This window comes from Bradyrhizobium sp. WYCCWR 12699 (genome assembly GCF_032144035.1).
Taxonomy (GTDB): Bacteria; Pseudomonadota; Alphaproteobacteria; order Rhizobiales; family Xanthobacteraceae; genus Bradyrhizobium.
This window is the reverse complement of sequence record NZ_JAVTJN010000032.1, coordinates 658,955-678,850: the sequence shown is the minus strand read 5'-3', so window position 1 is coordinate 678,850 and position 19,896 is coordinate 658,955. Positions and strand designations below refer to the sequence as shown.

Sequence of the window (19,896 nt, the reverse complement as noted above, 5' to 3'; positions counted from 1 at the left end):
CCTAGCCTTTAGGCCGCGCCGTCTACCGCTTTGATGCCGAGCTTGCCGAGTTCATCGCGGAGGAAATCGAGGTCGCAGCCGGGGCCGGGAAAAACCTCCGTGATCGTGCCATCTGTCATGGCCTTTCGATAATCAAAGCCGAGTTCGAGTCCGGGGGCAAATTCCATTTTCGTGCCATCGGCCAAGACAAAATGTCCCATGCCAATCGCCGAAAGCGAAATACGCAACTCGCGCTCATCAGCATAGCTCTTGTCCTTGACGTAGGTGTAGCGGATCGGATTGGGCATCCGATCGATATTTTCCCGCACCTCTTCCCACGACAAATAATCGACGATTCCGTAGTTTACGGAGAATATCTGCTTGCAGGCGTTTCCCCGGTACAGCAGTCCATTCCTGACGCTCATGATCTCATTGATGACGGCACGCAGCTTCGCGAAATCGAAAGCGATGCCGACTTTACCATGTGCGCTGCCGTTCCCGTACTCGTGCCAGATGTAGTCGGAGTTCTCCAGCGAGAAGCAGCACGCATAGGTCCGGTTTCGGCAGCGGTCATAATAGTCCGCCCCAGAGAAATCGGGTGCCCTTTCGAACTTGGCGGCCTCATTGGCGGCGCGATCTTGTTGCAACTGCTCACCGTCATGCCCGTCGGCATTCCGGAAGTCCTTGTAGCTATCGACCCGGTTGAAATAGAGGTATCCGCCGCTCACCGACCGGAGCAGGTTCTCAATCGTCATGATTTTGTAAAGCTGTTGCCCGTCCGGCGGTGCGGTCAGCGTTCCGGCGTGCGGTTCGATGGCCCCCAGCGCGGGGTCGAACGGAGCATTATCGGTGTTTTCGGTCATGGCAGCAGTGTGAGGACTTAGCGGCTGCGCAGATCGGCGGCCTAGCTTGCTCTCGTTTCGACCCTCGGCAGCGAAGCATGATATTCATCTATGCTGTTGAGATCAATCATGGTCTTGCCCCCCATCTTGTAGGCCCTGATCCTCTCGTGGGCGATCAGCTCATAAGCTTTAGTTCTTCCAAATTTGCCATAGCGGCAACCATCCTTGAACTCGACGAGCCGGCGCCGCTTGTTGTTATCACTCTCAACCATGAGTCCCTGCAAGCGCTTCGATGATCCCCCGATAAGATCAAAACCGCGCTGAGTGAGATGCGCATATCCATGGCGCGACGCTGTCGGTGCGGGCTCGCCAGAAGACCTACCGTTGTGGTGGCTGACGAGATTCCTGCTGACCCGTTTCGGCGCCATCTACGCGTAACCCAATTGCCATGCATCGATCTAAATTGTCTACGATGCCAAACAAAGGGTCCCCTGATGCCGCCCCCAAGTCCAGAGTGCTGTAGCGTGCAAATCGGATGGACGAGGAAGCGCGGCTCGCGGACGCTTGTATTGTCACCTAGTGCTTTTGACGTGAGAGGTTGCGCTGCATGCTGTGGAACAGGCCTGTGCTGCCAACTGCTCGAAGTTTGATATCGGGGACCTGCTCGCCGGAAATGGAAGGCTACAAGCGGTTGCGATCGAGACGCTTGCCTAACTCTCTCAAACTGGCATCGCGGTGAACTACGCGGAACCAGCCATCGGCTGTGTTTCCAAGAGGCTCCACCATGGCAGCGCCCAAGGTGCGCATGGGGCGTCCATCGACGTAGAGTTCGACACGGAGCATGCCCTGATCCGATGCCATTTGGGCTAACAATGTGATCTGGCCGGTCCGAGCGGTGATCCCTTCTCCGGAAGGATCGATTTCCTCGATTGTGAGGATCCCGTGATCGGCAGGACCGCGTACTACGAGGTGTATTCCCGATTGCATCTCTGAATGTCGTTTAGACGGCCGTCCCATTTCGCCGAACGTAAGGTGTGTCGTGACGGACCGAAGGTGAGGTTGCTGTTCCAACGCTTCACGCGCGCGATCGAATGTGTCGGTGGCCGCGTAGAGGTACCGCGCACTATGAACCGTTTGCTGATGATTGAGGAACAGGACCGCATCTTCATCAATATCGATCGGATTGCCGGACCTGAGGCCGTCTCTGTATCGGAACACTCGCTCCTTTTGATCTGCCTCGAGACTCGCTTGTTCAGCGAACTCATAGCGCTTCACAATTGTCGGGCAGTGCAAGGCAATCATAATCTCTGGTGAGATCGGCAGGACGACTAGTATGCCGTGCGAAGTAAGTCCGAGTTCCCCATAGGGAAAAGCATTCATCACTGCGGTGGGATGATCAGAGATTATGAACCGATGGTCCCCGTTTGCTCGGTATAAGGCGGGATACAGGCGCAGAAGCGCGACGACCTGCTCGCTGCGATCAAGGAATGTCCGTACTGCGCCGAGGCGCAGTGCTGCATCGGGGGGCGTCGCCATGGTCGGATTCTGATCCGGATCGTAGCCGAGCTGCCGTGTGATCTCCCGAAGACGATCAGCGAGGTGCGCCCGCGTGGTTCGACTGAAATGCGTGCGAAGCATCTGGGTGGCGAACAAGTCGGCCAAAGCAAGCCGATCATCCTCGGATAGCCAGGCTAGCGATTTGCGCGAGAGGATCTCCGCAATAAGCAAAGCCGACCGGGTGTCGACTTCCTGGAACAGATCTTCGAAGTTCCACTTGCTGGCGCCGAGACTGATGGTGTTGAAGTCGTTCTCTGAGCCAGCGTTGAGGATCGAAGTTCGGAATGATCGATCCGTTTGTTTGTCGAGCACATAGAGAAAACGGCGCTCCGCGTCCGCAGAGAAATTTCGAAGCTGCGCCTGTGGTACGAAGTGGTGCTTTTTAGAAGGCCGGTTCATTGTCTCTATGCGGTGTATTGACACAGAACATCCGAGTTCCTATCGACGCGAACGTTTCGTAGGTAGCAGCTCACTACACCGCTGCCGGGTAGCATCATCAACCGTGAACTCCTCCGGCGATTTACCACCTAATTCCCGCCTCCTGCCTCGCATCCATAAATTAGCTCGCTCGTCGTCGTAATACCGGGATTGGGCGAGCGCGGCGAGCTCCGCCACGGCTTTTGCCTTCCGCTCGCTTGCTCGATGCTGAACCTCAATCTCTCTTGCTCGGTAATGGAGCGCGCGGACCGCATCCTCGTGACCAGCTTCGCTATCCAAAGCGACCTCGATGGGAGGGCGTCCCCCAGTGTTAGAGTTTGTCGTCACGAGCCAGAGTTCCGCTTCTCTCCCGATCTGTCGAAGCGCGCGATGCTGCAGATCGGCGACGCGGGCAGCTTTATCTGCCTCGATTTTCGCTTGATTGGCGCGTTGACGTTCGGCTTCTTCTGCATGCTTGCGCTCAAGTGCGCGCGCCAGGGCGCCGTGGTAGGGAAGCCCAAAAAGGTCTAAGCGTTCTCGCGGCGAGAACCGGATTTGCGTCGCGATATTATCCAGGTCGTTCGTGAGCGATCGCCACTTCGTTTCATCGAAGTCGATCGCATCACGAGGTGAATGGCCGCGTTCCGGGAGCATTGAACTCCACCATTGTTCAAATACGAAAGCAGCGGTCTCATCCGCTGGAAGAGTGGCAATCAGCTCCTCAACTAATTGACGGAGCTCGCGCGTACGCTTGACCGGTCGCGCGCGGAGCTCGCGCGCCTTATCGATCCGTGCCTGTAGCGTATGTGAGGGCCGCCAAATCTCAGTCGGATCCGAATGAACGAAGCCAAGGCGCTCGAGTTGCGTTAGATATGCTTCGACGGCCTGGAAGGGGGAGTTGAACGGAATCCCGGCCGCTCGCACCCCACATACGATTTCGTCCGAAATGTCAGCAAACGATGAGTCGAGCCATCGTCTGCTTCGGAGTGCCGCGAGCCCATTTCGAGTTCGGAAAGGCGTTTTCGTTGGAGCGAGCAATGCTTCCAGAATAGCCGCTTGCCATTCCGCAACGGCCACTGTGAAGCAACCAGCCCCATATACCGGCAGATTGATGAGGTCGGCGAGGCCGTTTTTCCGGGCCGAAGATTCGCATGCCCCGCTTCCCGGGGATTCTGACGGTGAACGATGGCGATAGGAGCCGCGGTAATTTTCGATTTGCGTCCGCCTCTCCTCTGCTCGCTGTAGCGCTCTCACTTCGAGGCGTGCGCGCGCTTCACGTTCCCGCGGATTGTGCAGCCATGTTCGCGGCGCGTCGTAAAGTATCCGGTCTCCGATCTCGCTGAGCTTGTGGTCGCGGTACTGGGAGAGGTCGATCTCGATTGCGCCGACATCCATCGCTTGGATCCGGGCGATTTTTATTGAGTCGCACGGATGAGTGACCTTGAATTCTACGATGAGCCTGCGATCGCGTAAGAGCAGCACGACGTCGGGAACGATCTGCCCATCTTTGGTTTCTAGGATCGCTCGATCGAAAGTACGCTTCGCCGCCCGGACAACAACTTCGCGATCCTTCTGCTCCTCCACGACCTGCGCTGGCAAAGTAATTTCCAGGCGCTCATCCAAAATGAGTTTCGCAAACTTATGCAGGGCCGTCTCGCCGGCGGACGCGCATGACCGGCCATCTTGCTGAGCATTGTGCGCAAAATGGTGGGCCTGCACATCTCCCTTTTTCGCAACCATCCGCCTTCCGCAGCCGGGACAGACGCAGTTGCAGGCGAGCCCGGAGGGCACCTCGCCAATATGCAGGAGTCGACCATCGGCAGATTCGGCGACGAAAGCGCCGCCTTGCTCCGTACAGGCAAACAGTTCTCTCAGGCGTATAGACATCGTCCGGCTGCTCCCTGGCCGGTATCGCCAGGTGGAGTGTCAGCGCCACTCCATCCATCGTGCTACCCGTGATAGGTTTTCCAAGAATAGATCGAGGTATGCTTCACTGCCCAATGCGAACCCTGCTTTAAGCAGTTGTTGCCTGGTAGGAGTTGATTTCAGCTCGTGTTCTATTGAGCGTCGCCCCTCGCTTCGCCAGCCGATGCGACCGACAGACATCCTAGCCTTCCTGTCGCCGTTCTCCAGTTGATCCTTCAGTGCCCTTTCACTGTTCTCTTCAAGGTGGACCAACGCCCCCAGCGCCTCAAAACGATCGAACAGCAGAGCATTGTCTGTGGGGACGCCCAAAAACGCCGTGCCCCACTCGAAGGATACGTCGAATAGATGGTCGCTGAGTGGTGTTTTTCGGCGGTTGTTGCCTGTCGTGAAACCTTCAACGTTATTCCAGAGATTGTCGTCTGACCCCCTCCAGTCCCACAGGAAGAGCGAATTCACGAGACGTTTTGGGTCCCGCTCGTCCCTAGGCATCGAGAGAGAAAACAGGTCATGCAAGGTCTTCCAACGCTCTGCTCTCGCAAGTCCGAGCCCATATGCAGTCATGAGCAGAACGGCCGGATACGTCCTTAGATCAAGCCATATATTCAGGCCGCTGCCCACCTTGTTCGCCCTGGCAACGACGCCGCGGATCGTATCGGCAATGAGTGCAAGCTCGGCGTCATCCCCCCATCGTCCGAGAACACCAAAGGCTTTCGCGAGCGGCTCGGTAGTGGCCTCATAGAGTTTAAGGCGTCGGCGGAATTCCTCAACGGACCACACACCCTGCGGAGAGAGCTCCTTCGCGTCGAGGCGGTCGAAAAGCTTGTTAACTTCCTGTGTGATGACTTCATCGAGTCGAATGCGAAATTCCGGCCTCGCAACGTACCGCTTGATAGAGCCGACGAGGATATCAATCGTCAGCGGACTCTGCTTCCGAGTCTCGGCGAGTGTTTTCACCAGCTCGGCCAACTTCAGAAAAAAGCTATCGGCGTCGGCAACCGGAATGGTCACAGCCTTACGCTGACTGATGATGGGCTCTGCGCCGCTCCCAACTTTCCCCCGTATGCTCCAGAAAGTAGGGTAACGCCTGTTAGGAGCGCGCAACAATGCTGCCCGTAGCGCGTCATCCCACTCGCCTGACCAACCGCAAACTATAAGACCGTGCTCATCCAAAATGCGGTCGAGCAGCGCATCGTATTGCGGCGGATACACGCCTAACTCTTCGTCGGTATTCAGGATGCGTGCATCCTTGTAGTCACCATGAAGCTTCAGCACGTAGCACGGGCTATGTGTGAGCGGCTCGGCTCCTGACAAGCTGTCGACGGAGGTGACGACAGTTGGCTCAACGCCAACTTCTCGCAGTGCATTTTCTAATAGCCGATCGAAATTGGTCGTTAGTATCACTCGGACATACCCGTCGCGAACCAGGCCCGCGATTGCATGGTGCGCGGCTGTCGGAAGTTTCTTACCCTCTGCACGATCGTCTTCGTCAGGCTCGATGTACGAATGTAAGATGGATCGCCGTTCGGCAGGCGAGGCCGCCAGTCCTGCTAGAATCGCTGAATAATCGGGTTCCGCACCATACGTTTTGCGATACCACGTCGCCCAATCGGACTGATTCTTGACGCCTTGCGCGAGCGCGACTCGTCGAACTAGGTCCAAAGTGATTTCCCATCCAGTTGGAATCCCGGCTGCACGAGAGAGACCAGAGCCGAGAAGCAAAGCATAGACACCCTTGCTCTCGAACATCGAGAATGCGAGCTGAGTAATCGGATCGCTTGATAAAATGCTCATGGCAGGCGCGAATCACTAGGAGGGAAGGGTCCGAGCATAGCAAGATTGCGCAGCAATCAATCGCCGCTCGCGCCTGCTCGGGCGCGCCGCTTCTCGTCGTCGGGTACGAATCGGTCGGCGTACACGACGGACGTGCCGCGCTCGCCGTTGCGGACATTGCCGCCGAGCGCGAGCGCCTGGCGGAAGGTGGGCCCGCTCTGGCCCGAAAAGCCGTGCCGCGGCGCTCCAAAGGATCAGCACGTTGATCCCGGAATAATTCCGCCCGGTCGCGGCGTTTGGCAAGTGGCGCCTTCGCAGCCGCCGTCCTCCAAGGTTGGACCCAGGCACGCGCCCGGCCTCAAGTTCTGCGATGATATTGTCGGTAAGTTCATCGTATAGCTCGCCCGGTCCTGGCCAGCCCGAGCTTGTCAGGTCTTTCTGGACATCACCGATCTCCGCGACCGGCGCCGGGGCCCCTCTTTCAGCCCTCAACCCGTCACGGCGAAGCCGGTCCGCACTCTCACTCTGAAGGGGGCGTTGCGGGGGCTCCCCGCAAAAGGGGGCGGCTGAGACGAAGGCCGGCCGCAGGGGATGGCGTTCCCCTCAGAAGCGCAAAGCCGGGTTTCAGCTTCTCAGGATTGGCATCTTTCCGCCTTTCAGGACATCACTCGTCCGGCGGATACTCACGCGGATCGAGCTCGGAAAAGTCGGTCAGCGTGTCGCATCGGATGCAATAGTACATCTGCGAGGCTTCCTGAAAATGCATGCCGCATAGACATCCGCAGAACGGGCAGCATTCGTCGATTTCCAGATCGGCCCATTCCCACACGCCGAGGTATTCGGGAATGGCGTCGCGATCATAACCGACGATCTGGAAAGCATCGGCGTTCTTGGCGACAAATCCAGCGCGGCCGGCGCGCTTGAGAATGGCCAGGATGTCACCCGGCTCGATGTCGAACCATTCTCCACGCACATGGGTCGATCCAAAATGCTTGTGCAGCTCTCGTTCAAGCTGGAAGGCGTCGGTCGCTTCGATCCACCCGAGCAGTCGCAGCTCCAAAGGATTCCCCGTGTGGAGGTTGCGCTGGCGCGCCTCGATGTTCTTCGCCACGCCGATCTTGATCGGGGAGCATCCGTTTTCATCTTCGCCAATGAAATAGACCGGCACGTCGCGCTCCCCGCAGCGTCAACGGAGCCGGTCGAGCAGGGCCTCGACCATTTCCTGATTTGAGTACGCGATGATGTCGAGCGGCCGGCCCTCCTGCCTCATCAGCGTGATCAAAAGGCAGGCCGTGAAGGGCCAGAAGGACGAGCCGGGCGGCAGATTGTAGCCTCCGATCATCGCCGTCAGCCGCTCGGCGATCGGTGGATACTGCCGATTGCCCCAATGCGCGTGGGTCGGCGTCATCGCATGGATGATCACGGCGGCGAGCGCTATTCCCATCGCGCGCTTCTGCTGGACTTGAGCGTAGTTGTCCTATGCTCCTTCGCATAGGCGGCGAGGCCGCTGGTCATGAACTCGCGGGCCCAGTTATCGCAGCCGATTTCCTCCTCGGGCAGTGTCGACGGTGCGCTCTTGTCGGCGCAATACATGACGTGCCGGAATTCGTGCAGCAGCGCGAAGGCCAGGGCAAACGCGACGAGGTCGAACATCGTCTTGTGCTGGACATCTCCCAAGCTGTCGCGGTCAGCGGTCGGCTCGGGGATGTCCGCAGGCCAGGAAATCTGTGCGGTCTGTTCGGCCGCGATGAGCGATTGAGCGGTGCTGACGCGCTGCTTGTAATCGAATTCGTATTGCCCCCGTTCGGCATCGATCTTGAGGGCCTGATCAAGCGGCATTCCGGTCCATGTCGCCACCAGCAGGGCCGGCGAATACACCTCGATGGCACGCCATGCGCTGAAGCCGAGCAGCCAGAAAAAGTCGATCGTCTTGGTGTCGAACTGGATGCGCTTGTCATCGGCCTTCATCGTCACGCCCTTGGTGCTCGGCGCGACTTCCACACCATGACCATACTGGCTCCATAGGCCGCTGATCTCGTCGGCGCGCTCGGGTACAGCCCCGCGCAGGAGATGGAGGACGATGGTCCGGTCGGATGGTTCCGTTTCCATGTTCAACGATGCTCCTTTGATGGGCGAGGACGGCGACGCATGCATGGCGGGCAGATCATGGCCGCTCGCTTTCGCCTTGCGCGCCGGCCATGCGCAGATGAGTGATCGATGAAATGACCGAGTTCGCCCACATGGTGTTGCACTCGACGTCGCCGCCGCGCTCGAACCAATGGGTCGCGCCGGGTATGAGATCGAAGGGAATGGGGTGCGTCGCCTGTGGGTTGTGAAAGACCTCCAGTTCCTGACACCAGGCTTCGCCCCAAGGCCAGAGCGCTTGGTATTCGGCGCTGTCGACCGACAGATCGAAATCAATGGGCTCCAGCGCGCCCGGCGTTCGGTCGAAGAGAATGCCGCGGCGGGTCATCGTGAGGCCCGGCGGCCGCCATCCAGCGAGAAAGCCCATGCGGTTGAATTTGGCGAGCGTCGCCGCGTTGCTGAAGATGACGGCAGAGAGGTGAGCGAAGTCGGGATCGCGGAATAGCCCGGCCGGAATGCCGTGCCTGCCCGTAAGATTGTTGATCGGCGTGCCGATCGCACGTCGCCCGGCGCCTTCGCCTTCGACATCTGCCCGCAGGCCGTAGAGATAGGTCGGCAAAGCCTCGCGGCTCCAAACCATCGAGCCGGATTCATAGAAGTCAGCGATCGCCAGAGCGAAGGGTATCCCCTTTACATGATCCAGCTCATGATAGTTGCGCTGAAGCTTGCCGCGCAGCGTCTTGGCGAAGCGCTCAGCTGGCGCGCCGGTTAAGCGTTCATTTCGATCGACCGGAGCATGCACCCAGTCCCCGATCCCGCCGGAGCGGGGCGTCTCGGAATTCGCGGTCACGGCTTCGATCCAGCAGGCGGCGCCATCGTTCTCGATCAGGAAGTCCGGTGAGACATGCTTCTGCCGGACGATCAGGCCTTGCTCGCGGAAGCAGGCAAGAAGATAGAGTTCGAAGAGGCGGGACGCGAAATTGCTGGTCTGCAGATCGGGGACGAAATTGGCATCCGGATTGGGAAGCGCGAGGTAGCATTCGCCGACCGCCATCAGCGCCGGGAAATGGCTGATCGTGCTCGTCAGCAGGTCGAACTCCGGCGATGTGCCTCGCGATCCGGTCTTCAGCAGAAGCGGCCGTCGCCGTGCGCCCGGCGGCAATGGCTCGGGCGGCTCGCCAGCGCGCATGCTGATGGTGAGCTGATCCAGCGCGGCTTCGGGAGTGGGATAGGGGCCGCCTTCATCGACGCGGACCCAGCGATGATCGACACGCCTGCGCAAGGCCAGGGCGGTGAAGGTCCCGCGCTCCGGATCGAGGAGGATGCAGCCGCTCGCGCTGCCGTGTCCGGCTTGATAGCTCCCGAAGATCTGCGCGGGATCAAAATTGGGCCCACGTTCGAGCGACAGCGCATAGAGCTCAAACTGCCGCTGGCTGATCGGCGTGATCAGTCGCTGCTCATCGCCGACGGCCATGATCAACCTCACGGAACGGAAGGCGCCAGACGCGGGCACTCGGGCGCATCGTCATGATGCCTCCGCTGCGGCTTGCGCCAGAATGTCGTTGGCCTCCCACTCGTCGCCGCGCGGCGTGATGACGAACTCGCGATCCCAGACGCCCCAGCTTGTCGCCAGCGGAACCTGCGCCAAGGGGTTGTGGACATAGGTCAGCGGGCGGCTTCGACGCGAGAGGTTGCCGAGGCCAACGCGCGACCAGATCACACCTGAGATGTCAGCGAAACGCTCGTCGAGAAACGCCGTGCGCGGGATCGGATTGCGTTCGCGGTCGATGAAGGGGGCCGGGTGAAATCCTTCGTCAACGACGTTGCCGGTCTCGCGATCGATGGTGATGTAGGCATCTCCGATCGGAAATAACGTGGTCATGATCAGCGGCAACGGCTGGTCGGCGACATAGACGCCGAAGCGGCTCGCACTGATCGCGATGATCCTCGTGTCTTCCGGGCCGATCACACCCTGTTCGAGATAGCGCGCGATCCTCTGCGCCTTGGTCCAGAACGCCCCGGACGTGCGCAACTGCGCCTGACGGATCGGTGCGGCGAAGAGGCCGCCGCCCTCGTTGAGGGGGACCGGACGCACGATCTGGTCAGGACCCGGTGCGCCTTCATCTGGGGTAATGGCCTCGATCCAGATTCGGCGGCCATCTTCCAGGACGCAGAGGTCCGGCTGACCGCCTTCGCGCTGGCGCTCGACGACGGGAAGCAGGGTGCGGCCCGCCTCGAGCAGCGTGCAGCCCAGATACATCTCCCAAAATCGGCCATCGACATCGCGTGCGAAACCCTGCCGAAAGTCGGGGTCGGCATAAGGCTCGTAACGCCCCCACATCTCTTGCAGCATGGCGTGAAGCTGCTGCTCGATCGGAAGCTCGGCGGCTTTCAGGTTTTCAAACCCGCGATCGAGATTGGCGCCGTCGACATCGAATAGATCAGTCATCATCTGCTCGTCTCATGCCCGGCGCAGCATCCGCTCGATGCGAACACGGTGGAAGCCGTGCGAATGGACCTGCTGACGAAGCTGCTTGATGTCGTTGACGCCGAACGCCACCGCCGCTTTTAGCGGGCTGGCGAAGGTAGCGTAGAAGGTCCAGCGCGCGCCGTTCGGCAGCGTCGGATTTTGCCGGCGATCGGTGATAACGACGTCGCGCGGATCACTGCTGTTGCGGAAGGCGTGAAAGGTGAACCAGTCAGGCCGGCGATAGCGTGCCGCCTTGCTGAAGGGCACCGACTGAACTTTCACATCGGTCTGGTCGAGCACCCAATCTCGCTGCTCCAGGATCTGCCGCACCATATGGCCGACCATCTGCTTCACGCGGTCGGCCAAGACCTCCTCGCGGAATTCCGCCAGGAGCTGCTCCTCGATGCCTTCGACCGCGGGCTTGCCGAGTTCGGACGCGGTCTCCAGGCGGGCGACGTTTTCGGGCCGCGTGAGAAAGGCCCAGATGCGCTGGCCAAGTTCGGAGGCGTAGAGCGACGCAAATTTTTCGGGGCTATAGGTAAACATGACAGGCCTTCCTTTACCGGGCAAATATGGCCGGTTATAAGCTCCTGTCAATGGTGCGCGCTGCGCGTCCGCAGATATCGCGGGGAGGCTGGATTGGATTTCGAGGATCTCGTGACGGCGCTCGAGCCGCCGCCGAACCGCGCCGGAAAATCGGACGGCGCCCACGAACATCATCTGTATGAGGGCGCGGTGATGGTCGCCTACGCGATGCACTTGCTCCGCACGCAGGGCGCACGGGACGTCCGTGTCCATCCCGACGGCGAGCACGGAAAGCAGTTCGATTTCGCGGGCTGGCTGGGGCGGCGAGCGTTCACCAAGGTCTCCGGCGTCGGTAGCACCGCCTATGGCGGAGTCTATCGAAATCCGGCGGGCCAGACGATCACCGTCAACCCGAAGTCCGGGCTCGGTGATGTCGTCGCGAATATCGGCGACCACGTCATCTCGGCCGAATGCAAGGGCGGCATTATCAACGCGCGGCATCCAGGCCAGTTGTCGCGGCTCTACCGGGGTCTTTGCGAGACCGTAGGCCTGCTGATGGCCACGCCATCGCAGGGGCGTCAGGTGGCCGTGGTTCCGCTGACGGACGGCACCTTGCGCCTGGCCGAGCGGCTCGCGCCGCGGTGCGCCTTGGCCGGCATCGAGATCGCGCTCGTCGGCAGCCGCGGCGAGGTTTTGGAAGTGAAAGCTAGAGAGGCGGCCAAGCAGGCGGCGGAAAGGAACGACACGTGAAACGGGTGCTGACTGTCGGGCTGACTTACACCGGCGACAAGATCGATGGCGTGGAGATCGAAAATCTCGGGCTCTGCCAGCCCGATGTCGATCGAGAGCGGGCGGCCTATCCGCTCTACGAATACGACACGATCATCATCAATCCGGAGAGCTACACGCATTTTCTGTTCGGTAAGGCCGGAGAGTTTTCGAACGAACTTTACGAGCTGGGCAAGCTGAAGGGGCAGAATGACCGCTACGACCTCGACTCCGCCTTCGATGGCGAGGACCGACGCAAGGAGATGGAGGCCGCGATTGCGGGTGGCGCGACGGTCGTTTGGTGCCTGTCCGAGCCGAAGCGGGTGAACTTCTTCGGCTATCGCGAAACCCATCTTGGATATGTGGCGCCGAAAGTGGCGAGTTTCGTAAAGCGTTCGGAGCTTCTCATTAAGAAGGGGCGCAGGATGGGGCCGGTCGATCTCGACAGCCCCTTCGCGCGCTATTTCGAGGTTCTGTCGCGGACCGGCGGCTGGACGCTGTGCCTATCCGATCCCGGCGAAGGCTATGGGTCGATCGCCGCGACGCCGGAGGGCTACAGCCTCGGCGGTCAGCTGATGCTCGGCACCCCGACGGGCTGGCTGCTGACGCCGCCGACGTCGCAGGAAGCCCAGAACCAGCTCGTTCGCGACAGCCTCGCGTTGGAGAAGGCCGATCCGGCGCATGAGAAGTATCACGGCATCTTCCTGAGCCATACTGGCGTCGACAAACCCTTCGTGCGCCAGCTTCGCAAGGATCTGCTCGCTCATGGCGTAGAGCATGTGTGGCTGGACGAGGCCGAAATCGACATCGGGGACTCGCTGATCGCCAAGATCGAAGAGGGGATGAAGCTCAGCCGCTACATCGCCGTCGTCCTGTCGAAAAAGTCGATCGGCGCTCCTTGGGTGAAGAAGGAGCTCGACGTGGCGATGAACCGCGAGATCGCGAGCGGCGAGGTGGTCGTGCTGCCGCTGCTCTACGAGGAATGTGAGCTGCCAGAGTTCTTGAAAGGCAAGCTCTACGCCGATTTCTCCAAGCCCGAGGAGTACGAGGCGGTCCTCGGCAAGCTTTTGCGGCGGCTCCGGATCTCCTGATGAGCGAGACGGGTCCGAGAATGGCGATGCTGATGGCGATGACGGACCTGTGGCGCATACGACCGCCCGGGCCCGACAATATTCTTGCGCACCCGGCCTTCATGCGGCTGCGTGAGATCTGCCGCGACGACTACCCAAACGCCGGCAAGAAGGGGCCGAACTTCGCGCTCTCGACGGCATTGCGGGCGTTGGGCCTTCCATGTCACCTGCAGAAGGACACGGCCCATCTTGCCATGCCTGTGGAGGAAGCGGCGAAGGGATTGGACGCGGCGCTGCGCGCTACCCGGGCCAGGCGCATTCACCTTGCGCCGCTCGATCTTGCCGCCGACCTGCCGCCGCACGCATTCGGTCCGGCCAGGGTGTGCCGGTTGAGCGCCGACGAGCTGCGCGGCGTGATCGATGCGCGCCGGCTGAGGCGGCTTTATCCGCGTCAGGACTTCGATGCCGAGCGCTTCGCCGAATTCCACTGGCTGATCGTTGAGGAGGTCGTGGTGCTCGAGCAGGAGCCGGAGGAACGCGCGGTCCCGGTCCTGTTCATGGACCTGAGCCTAGATCTGGGGCGGGTCGAACCGCATCAAGGGCGGTTCCCGACTGCCTTGGAAGAAGCGCTGTTCTTCCTCCTGCTGGCCCCCTGGGAGAGCTGGTCGACCATGCAGGAAGTCGATTGGCGGGGCTTCCGTGTGCCATGGGTCTACACGATCGACAGCGACATCTTCGTTCGTCCCAGTTCGCCGCCGTCCCCCGACACGTTGAGCTGGGAGGACCGGGTCTACGACGATGGCTATGGCGGGACATACGAGGAAGAGCGCCCGGTCGAGCTGCACCTAGAAGAGGATGCAAAGACCGAGCTGACGGTGTGGGACCAGAGCCGATGGACGACCGTCGAGCAGGCGAAGCAATCGGTTTTGTTTGAGACGCCGATCCCTCACTTCCTCGTCCGCGCGTTCCTGGCCGAGGGCGTGGATGAATTCCTTGCGCACATCACGACGATCGAGGCGGCGCTCGGCTTGCGCGCGGACTATCAGAAGAATTTTCGCATCGCGCCTGACCGCCACAAAGGGATGCGCGCCACGAATAGAATTCGGGGACGGGTGGCCGGCCTGCTGGGCGATCGACGCTTCGCCGATCAGTATGAGCAGCTCTTCAACGTGCGAAGCGCATTCCTGCACGGCCGAGCCATGACCGCCATCTCGACGAAAGAGCGGGTGATGGCGCGGTCGTTGGCCCGCCAGATCGTCGAGGCGTTGATCCTTGCGACGCTCGCGGGGCCGATCAGCTCGCGGGAGGATTTCCTGGATGGTCTACTCGACAGGGGTTCGCCCTTGATCTAGCCGAAATAGACGGCTCCCCAGCAAGTCCGCTGGCTTGAAAACTGTCAGAAAACCGCGTATATTTCTGACAGGAGAACGGCCATGCAACGGTTAACCGAACAGATTCTCGCGCATGCCGAAGGGTTGCCGGAAGGTACGCCCGTGGCGGCTAAGAGCTTGCTTCACCTCGGTAATCGCGCCGCGGTGGATCAGGCTTTGTCGCGTCTGACTGAGCGGGGCCAACTGATCCGGGCCGGTCGCGGCGTCTATCTCCGTCCCATCACGAGCCGGTTCGGAACGAGGGCCCCCTCCGTCCAGCAAGCGGTCGAGGCGCTCGCCAACCAGCGCGGCGAAGTCATCGTCCCGAGCGGGGCGGCGGCGGCCAACACTCTCGGCCTGACGACCCAGGTGCCGGTTCGGTCGGTCTATCTAACCTCCGGCCGCAGCCGAACGATGAATCTCGGCAAACAGGTTGTCGAACTTCGTCATGCTCCGCGCTGGCAACTCGCCCTGGCTCATAAGCCGGCTGGCGAGGCGGTGCGGGCGTTGGCCTGGCTTGGGCCGGAGAAAGCGGAAGCCGCCTTGAAAACGTTGAAGCGGAAGCTCTCGCCGTCCACTTTCAGCGAACTGGTCGCGGCAGCGCCGCAGCTTCCGACCTGGCTCGCGCGCAGCGTAGGAAAGGCGGCGCATGGCTGACGCCTTTCTCCACCTTCCGGTCGCTGACCGCCGCGAGGCGCTAAGCGTCGCGGCCGATCAGTCGGGACGACCGGCGCACCTTCTCGAGAAGGATGTGTGGGTGGTTTGGGCGCTCGCCACGCTCTACGGGTCGGCGCTCGGCGAGCATCTGGTGTTCAAGGGCGGCACGTCACTGTCGAAGGCCTATGGGGTCATCCGGCGGTTTTCCGAGGACGTCGACCTGACCTACGACATCCGGGCGATCGCGCCCGACCTGGTGGACGGCAACGGCGAGGCGTTGCCGAAAACACGTAGCGAGGAGAAGCGCTGGTCGAGCGAGGTGCGCAAGCGCTTGCCGGATTGGGTGGCGGGCACCGCGCAGCCGGTCGTCGCGGACGCGTTGGCTGCCGCGACGTTGGCGGCTGCCGTCCGCGTGGAAGGCGAGAAGCTGTTTGTCGACTACGAGGCGACCACCGCTGGCTCGGGCTACGTCGCACCGAGTGTGATGCTGGAGTTCGGGGCGCGATCAACGGGCGAGCCGGCGAGCCTCCGCGACATCAAATGCGATGCATCCGGCCTGGTTGAAGGCGTAACGTTCCCAACAGCGCGGCCGCGCGTGATGCACGCCGAGCGGACCTTCTGGGAGAAGGCGACGGCTGTCCACGTCTTCTGCCTCCAGCAGCGGCTGCGCGGTGATCGCTTCGCACGCCACTGGCATGACATAGCGCGTCTGGATGACGCCGGCCTGGCGGATGCGGCTTTCGCCGATAGGGAGCTGGCGAACGCGGTCGCGCGCCACAAGGGCATGTTCTTCGTTGAGAGGGCGGCCGATCGAAGTCCGATCGATTATGCGGCTGCCGTGAATGGCGGTTTGCAGCTCGTGCCTGGCGGTGATGCCGCGAAGGCGCTGGAAGAAGATTATGGTCGCATGGTCGAGGACGGTCTGCTGTTGGAAGATGCTGAAACCTTCGAGGTCCTCATGGCGCGGAGTGCAGATGTCGCGCGCCGGGCAAACGAGGCGGCGAAATAGAGATTTGGGGGGAATGCGGTGGCGGATGCAGACAAGACGGAGCCATCGAAGCTCACATTCAAGTTTATTCGCGGCGTCGAGGGTGAGAAGGCTGATTATGATTGGCCTGATGGGGCGGATATTGTCAGAAAGGCGTTGGCTGAGTCACTGAATGCCAAAAATGTGGCGTTCCTCCTGGGAGCTGGCTGTTCTTCGTCGTGGGCTAATGACAAGGAGGTCGGCATCCCAACGATGGCGCCCCTCGCGAAGGAATTCACGGCGGCACCGAAGGAAGGGGATCAATCGTTCCCGACAGCCGACGAACGTGATGCTCTGTTGAAGCAGTTTGGAATCGACCTCGGTGCCGCGGAGTATGCGCGCAACCTAGAGCGGCTGATGGAGCTTCTTTTCAGCCTGCGCTTCGTCTTAGTGCGCAGTTCGCTGAGTGATGCCGCCACAAGACTCAAGACTGTCGAATCGATCATCAAGAAGGTTCAAACATTTCTTTGGGCCAAATGCACGAACGGCGCCTTCGCGAATGGCGACCATACCGTCGTTGGCCTTTATGAATCCTTCTATCGCAAGCTTGTGCTGCGCGACCGATCTCTTCCGCGTCCTTGGGTGTTCACCACGAACTACGATCTCTTCAACGAGACCGCAATGGATAGGCTCGGCCTGCCATACACGAACGGCTTCTCCGGCGTTGTCGAACGGCGGTTCAATCCAGCGACGTTTCGGTACGCCCTCGCTGAACAGCTCGATGTCACCAGCCGCAAGTGGTCTGCGGTCGATGGCTTTGTCTATCTGTGTAAGATTCATGGGTCCATTAGTTGGACAGAGGACGATCACGGACTTTTCCCGATCCGAGAAACGGCCGTCTCCAAAGAACCGGGCAAGGTGATGATCTATCCGACGCCTGCCAAGCAGAATTCGAGCCTTGGGTCTCCCTATGCCGATCTGTTTCGGGAATTCCAGTCACGCATTGTTCGCGAACAGAGCGTGCTATTTACGATGGGGTATGCCTTCGGCGACGAGCACATCAACAATATCATCTATCAGGCCCTGACGATTCCCACGTTCCGGCTCGTGATCTTTGTAGATCCAGATTTGGACGGGGAGATTGCGAAGCTTCGCGCGCTAAATGATCCACGAATTTGGATCATTGGGGGTGCCGGACGCAGCGCCGGACGCAAAGCCCATTACTTCGACACCATTATCGAAGAGTTCATGCCGCAACGCCCGAGCGAGCGCATTGATGACGCCGTTCGGAAGGTGATCGAGGCGATGGCCCCGAAGAAGGAGGCCGCGGCTCCCCAGAAGGGGGAGGATGACGATGAGTCGTGACGATCGGAAGCGCGCAATCGGCAAGGTGGTCTCGGTCGCGGCCGACCGTTTCGTGATCGAGATGCATGCGGGCACCGACAACTTCACCGTCGTCGGATTCGACGACGTTCACTATGTCGCCAGGCTCGGATCGTTCCTGATGGTCGCGGTGCAAACCGAGTACGTGGTTGTCGAGGTCGTCGGCCTGCGTGAGCGCGACGTTGGTCATGTTAGTCGCAGTGAAGGGGAGCTGGATAAGGCTTCTTCGGCGAAGTACCTCGATGTCGTTCCCGTCGGGATGCTGCCTCAAGATCGGCGCGAAAGGTTTCGCTTCGGCGTCTCCGTGTTCCCGTCACTCTACGGCGACGCACTGTATGCGCTGGACGCTGAACTGGATCGAGTCTTCGAAACCGATCATCCTTCGGAGCCTACACCCCCGATCGACAATGTTCCACCCACGCCACCTGATGCCACCCGCTATCGCGCATTGACGATCGGCCGGTCCGTCATATTCGAGGGTTACGACGTTAAGGTCAGGATCGATGATTTCTTCGGCGGACACACTGCCGTCCTGGGAAACACAGGGAGCGGGAAGTCCTGCACGGTCGCATCGGTCCTCCAATCCTTGTTCGAAAAGGCGGAAGAACACCATGCTCGCGGTGCCACGTTCGTCGTATTCGACGTCAATGGAGAATATGCGAAGGCGCTGTCGCCGCTCGCAAAGCGCAAGCAGATCGGCGTGGACCATGTCATTCTGGACGGCACCGCACGCACGGAGCGTTTTCGTCTGCCCCATTGGTTTCTGGAGCAGTCAGAGTGGGAGCTGCTTCTGCAGGCCAGCGAGCGCACCCAACTACCGATACTGCGCATGGCGCTCGGGCTGGCAACATTGTTCTCAGCGGGCAGCGCGGCGGAGCTGAAGGGGATCAAGAACCACATTCTGGCAACCTGCCTGAGCCAAATTCTTCGTGACGACACAGGCAGTCCGTCAAAACACGATCGCATGGTCGGTCTGCTGCAAAGATTCAACACGCCGGAGATCAACAATCAAAAGATCGCGCCATTCATCAAAATCGGCTTCGGCCAGATGGCCAACCCTGCCGGTTTAACAACCTATTTGTTGGGAAACGCCAATGGCGGCGGATTTATCATCGAAGGTTTGAAATTCCCGGCATATGCCAACCTTCCCTTTGAGTTTTCCGCGTTGGGAGAGGCGCTCGATCTGGCGATCCTATACGAGGAGGCTCACGGTAACCGTCAGATCCGAGATTACTGCTCGCAGATGCTGACGCGTTTTAAGTCGCTCGAGGAGCGACCTGAATATGCGTTCCTGCGCTACGACCTTCAAGGAAGCCAAGCTGGGCCGTCGCTCGAAAACTTCCTTGAGCAGCTCCTCGGTTTGGCACGCGACGGAGCGGGTTGGGTCAAACGCAACCAGATCGTCATCATCGACATGAATGCGGTGGAGGATGAGGTTGTCGAGCTCGTAGCGTCAGTGCTCGCTAGAATGGCCTTTCGGCTGCTCCGACAAGCAGATCCACGCAATCGGTTTCCGATCCATCTGCTTCTTGAGGAAGCGCATCGATACATCGCGGAGAAGCCATCCCGCTATGCCATAGACGCCAGCAGAGTTTACGAGCGGATTGCCAAGGAAGGGCGAAAGTACGGGCTGTTCATTCTCGCCGCTTCGCAGAGGCCCAGTGAACTCTCGAAGACCATTCTTTCGCAGTGCTCGAATTTCGTCATCCATCGAATCCAGAATCCCGACGACCTTGCTCATATACGGCAGATGACCCCGTTCATCTCCGAGGCGGTCCTGAAGCGGCTCCCGTCGCTTCCGAAGCAGCATGCGCTGGTCTTCGGCACCTCCGTGAACCTTCCCACGACCTTTCGCGTGCGCGACGCAAATCCTTTGCCTGCAAGCGATGACGCGAGAATTAGAGATTTGTGGTTCCATGAGGAGGGGCGAGCGGCTCAGGTTCGCATTACGCCGGCAACTTTCGAACATGGCGATGATAGCGTCGCGGCTGAGGGGAAATGAGTCGACGATCGATAGTTGTCGAAGGGCCGCTTGCATTCCGTACAGCGCGGATCGCTGCCGCACAGCGAGCGGATTCTGGGCTGCAGATTTTCACACTTCCACTGCTTG

At 60.2% G+C, this 19,896-nt stretch carries 18 protein-coding genes and 1 pseudogene; 7 read left to right on the top strand and 12 right to left on the bottom strand.

Annotation, left to right across the window (positions count from 1 at the left end; translation table 11 throughout):
- Positions 1–8: 8 nt before the first annotated feature.
- From RPS27_RS18040 to RPS27_RS17985, 12 genes and pseudogenes are all read right to left on the bottom strand, one after another.
- Entirely contained in the window at positions 9–842 is an 834-nt protein-coding gene (locus RPS27_RS18040) for a DUF2971 domain-containing protein (RefSeq protein ID WP_006022660.1), read from the bottom strand.
- Between the two features lie 41 nt (positions 843–883).
- Positions 884–1,249: a hypothetical protein gene (locus RPS27_RS18035; protein WP_237863170.1), complete on the bottom strand. Its 366-nt coding sequence runs from the start codon at positions 1,247–1,249 to the stop codon at positions 884–886.
- Between the two features lie 253 nt (positions 1,250–1,502).
- Positions 1,503–2,777 carry a DUF4238 domain-containing protein gene (locus RPS27_RS18030; RefSeq protein ID WP_006022658.1) on the bottom strand — a complete coding sequence of 425 codons (1,275 nt, stop codon included), beginning with the start codon at positions 2,775–2,777 and terminating at the stop codon, positions 1,503–1,505.
- Between the two features lie 39 nt (positions 2,778–2,816).
- Complete coding sequence (locus RPS27_RS18025) at positions 2,817–4,682, bottom strand: hypothetical protein (RefSeq protein WP_006022657.1); 1,866 nt, start codon at positions 4,680–4,682, stop codon at positions 2,817–2,819.
- A 39-nt stretch (positions 4,683–4,721) separates the two neighbouring features.
- Positions 4,722–6,512 (bottom strand): SIR2 family protein, encoded by a 1,791-nt coding sequence (locus tag RPS27_RS18020; RefSeq protein WP_006022656.1) that lies wholly within the window; start codon positions 6,510–6,512, stop codon positions 4,722–4,724.
- 56 nt (positions 6,513–6,568) lie between these two features.
- Positions 6,569–6,839: pseudogene (locus RPS27_RS18015) on the bottom strand (ArdC-like ssDNA-binding domain-containing protein).
- 316 nt (positions 6,840–7,155) lie between these two features.
- Positions 7,156–7,659 (bottom strand): GIY-YIG nuclease family protein, encoded by a 504-nt coding sequence (locus RPS27_RS18010; RefSeq protein ID WP_006022655.1) that lies wholly within the window; start codon positions 7,657–7,659, stop codon positions 7,156–7,158.
- Positions 7,660–7,677: 18 nt separating this feature from the next.
- A complete protein-coding gene (locus RPS27_RS18005; RefSeq protein WP_006022654.1) occupies positions 7,678–7,935 on the bottom strand; it encodes a hypothetical protein in 258 nt (85 codons plus the stop codon).
- A complete protein-coding gene (locus tag RPS27_RS18000) occupies positions 7,926–8,606 on the bottom strand; it encodes a phage exclusion protein Lit family protein (RefSeq protein WP_158267765.1) in 681 nt (226 codons plus the stop codon). The genes RPS27_RS18005 and RPS27_RS18000 overlap by 10 nt, the downstream gene beginning before the upstream one ends.
- A gap of 49 nt (positions 8,607–8,655) precedes the next feature.
- On the bottom strand, positions 8,656–10,050 hold the full coding sequence (locus tag RPS27_RS17995; protein WP_006022652.1) for a hypothetical protein: 1,395 nt from the start codon (positions 10,048–10,050) through the stop codon (positions 8,656–8,658).
- 51 nt (positions 10,051–10,101) lie between these two features.
- The gene (locus tag RPS27_RS17990; RefSeq protein ID WP_006022651.1) at positions 10,102–11,028 is read right to left on the bottom strand and encodes a hypothetical protein; all 927 of its coding nucleotides are present in this window, start codon (positions 11,026–11,028) and stop codon (positions 10,102–10,104) included.
- A 9-nt stretch (positions 11,029–11,037) separates the two neighbouring features.
- On the bottom strand, positions 11,038–11,592 hold the full coding sequence (locus tag RPS27_RS17985) for a hypothetical protein (protein ID WP_006022650.1): 555 nt from the start codon (positions 11,590–11,592) through the stop codon (positions 11,038–11,040).
- 93 nt (positions 11,593–11,685) lie between these two features.
- Between RPS27_RS17985 and RPS27_RS17980 the strand changes: the two genes are divergently transcribed.
- The 7 genes from RPS27_RS17980 to RPS27_RS17950 all read left to right on the top strand — a co-directional run bounded on the left by RPS27_RS17980 (position 11,686) and on the right by RPS27_RS17950 (position 19,788).
- Complete coding sequence (locus RPS27_RS17980) at positions 11,686–12,321, top strand: hypothetical protein (RefSeq protein ID WP_006022649.1); 636 nt, start codon at positions 11,686–11,688, stop codon at positions 12,319–12,321.
- Positions 12,318–13,430: a toll/interleukin-1 receptor domain-containing protein gene (locus RPS27_RS17975; RefSeq protein ID WP_006022648.1), complete on the top strand. Its 1,113-nt coding sequence runs from the start codon at positions 12,318–12,320 to the stop codon at positions 13,428–13,430. The genes RPS27_RS17980 and RPS27_RS17975 overlap by 4 nt, the downstream gene beginning before the upstream one ends.
- Positions 13,430–14,761 (top strand): hypothetical protein, encoded by a 1,332-nt coding sequence (locus tag RPS27_RS17970; protein ID WP_006022647.1) that lies wholly within the window; start codon positions 13,430–13,432, stop codon positions 14,759–14,761. Before RPS27_RS17975 ends, RPS27_RS17970 begins: the two co-directional genes overlap by 1 nt.
- Before the next feature lie 81 nt (positions 14,762–14,842).
- Complete coding sequence (locus RPS27_RS17965; protein WP_006022646.1) at positions 14,843–15,436, top strand: AbiEi antitoxin N-terminal domain-containing protein; 594 nt, start codon at positions 14,843–14,845, stop codon at positions 15,434–15,436.
- Entirely contained in the window at positions 15,429–16,445 is a 1,017-nt protein-coding gene (locus tag RPS27_RS17960; RefSeq protein WP_006022645.1) for a nucleotidyl transferase AbiEii/AbiGii toxin family protein, read from the top strand. Before RPS27_RS17965 ends, RPS27_RS17960 begins: the two co-directional genes overlap by 8 nt.
- An 18-nt stretch (positions 16,446–16,463) precedes the next feature.
- Positions 16,464–17,768, top strand: coding sequence for an SIR2 family protein (locus RPS27_RS17955; protein WP_006022644.1), 1,305 nt, complete (start codon positions 16,464–16,466; stop codon positions 17,766–17,768).
- A complete protein-coding gene (locus RPS27_RS17950) occupies positions 17,758–19,788 on the top strand; it encodes an ATP-binding protein (RefSeq protein ID WP_006022643.1) in 2,031 nt (676 codons plus the stop codon). The genes RPS27_RS17955 and RPS27_RS17950 overlap by 11 nt, the downstream gene beginning before the upstream one ends.
- Positions 19,789–19,896: the final 108 nt, after the last annotated feature.

Excerpts from the sequence above, each read along its gene's own strand:
- RPS27_RS18040 (WP_006022660.1), bottom strand. The coding sequence starts at position 842 with ATGACCGAAAACACCGATAATGCTCCGTTCGACCCCGCGCTGGGGGCC.
- RPS27_RS18035 (WP_237863170.1), bottom strand. The coding sequence starts at position 1,249 with ATGGCGCCGAAACGGGTCAGCAGGAATCTCGTCAGCCACCACAACGGT.
- RPS27_RS18030 (WP_006022658.1), bottom strand. The coding sequence starts at position 2,777 with ATGAACCGGCCTTCTAAAAAGCACCACTTCGTACCACAGGCGCAGCTT.
- RPS27_RS18025 (WP_006022657.1), bottom strand. The coding sequence starts at position 4,682 with ATGTCTATACGCCTGAGAGAACTGTTTGCCTGTACGGAGCAAGGCGGC.
- RPS27_RS18020 (WP_006022656.1), bottom strand. The coding sequence starts at position 6,512 with ATGAGCATTTTATCAAGCGATCCGATTACTCAGCTCGCATTCTCGATG.
- RPS27_RS18005 (WP_006022654.1), bottom strand. The coding sequence starts at position 7,935 with ATGGGAATAGCGCTCGCCGCCGTGATCATCCATGCGATGACGCCGACC.
- RPS27_RS17995 (WP_006022652.1), bottom strand. The coding sequence starts at position 10,050 with ATGGCCGTCGGCGATGAGCAGCGACTGATCACGCCGATCAGCCAGCGG.
- RPS27_RS17990 (WP_006022651.1), bottom strand. The coding sequence starts at position 11,028 with ATGATGACTGATCTATTCGATGTCGACGGCGCCAATCTCGATCGCGGG.
- RPS27_RS17985 (WP_006022650.1), bottom strand. The coding sequence starts at position 11,592 with ATGTTTACCTATAGCCCCGAAAAATTTGCGTCGCTCTACGCCTCCGAA.
- RPS27_RS17970 (WP_006022647.1), top strand. The coding sequence starts at position 13,430 with ATGAGCGAGACGGGTCCGAGAATGGCGATGCTGATGGCGATGACGGAC.
- RPS27_RS17965 (WP_006022646.1), top strand. The coding sequence starts at position 14,843 with ATGCAACGGTTAACCGAACAGATTCTCGCGCATGCCGAAGGGTTGCCG.
- RPS27_RS17960 (WP_006022645.1), top strand. The coding sequence starts at position 15,429 with ATGGCTGACGCCTTTCTCCACCTTCCGGTCGCTGACCGCCGCGAGGCG.
- RPS27_RS17950 (WP_006022643.1), top strand. The coding sequence starts at position 17,758 with ATGAGTCGTGACGATCGGAAGCGCGCAATCGGCAAGGTGGTCTCGGTC.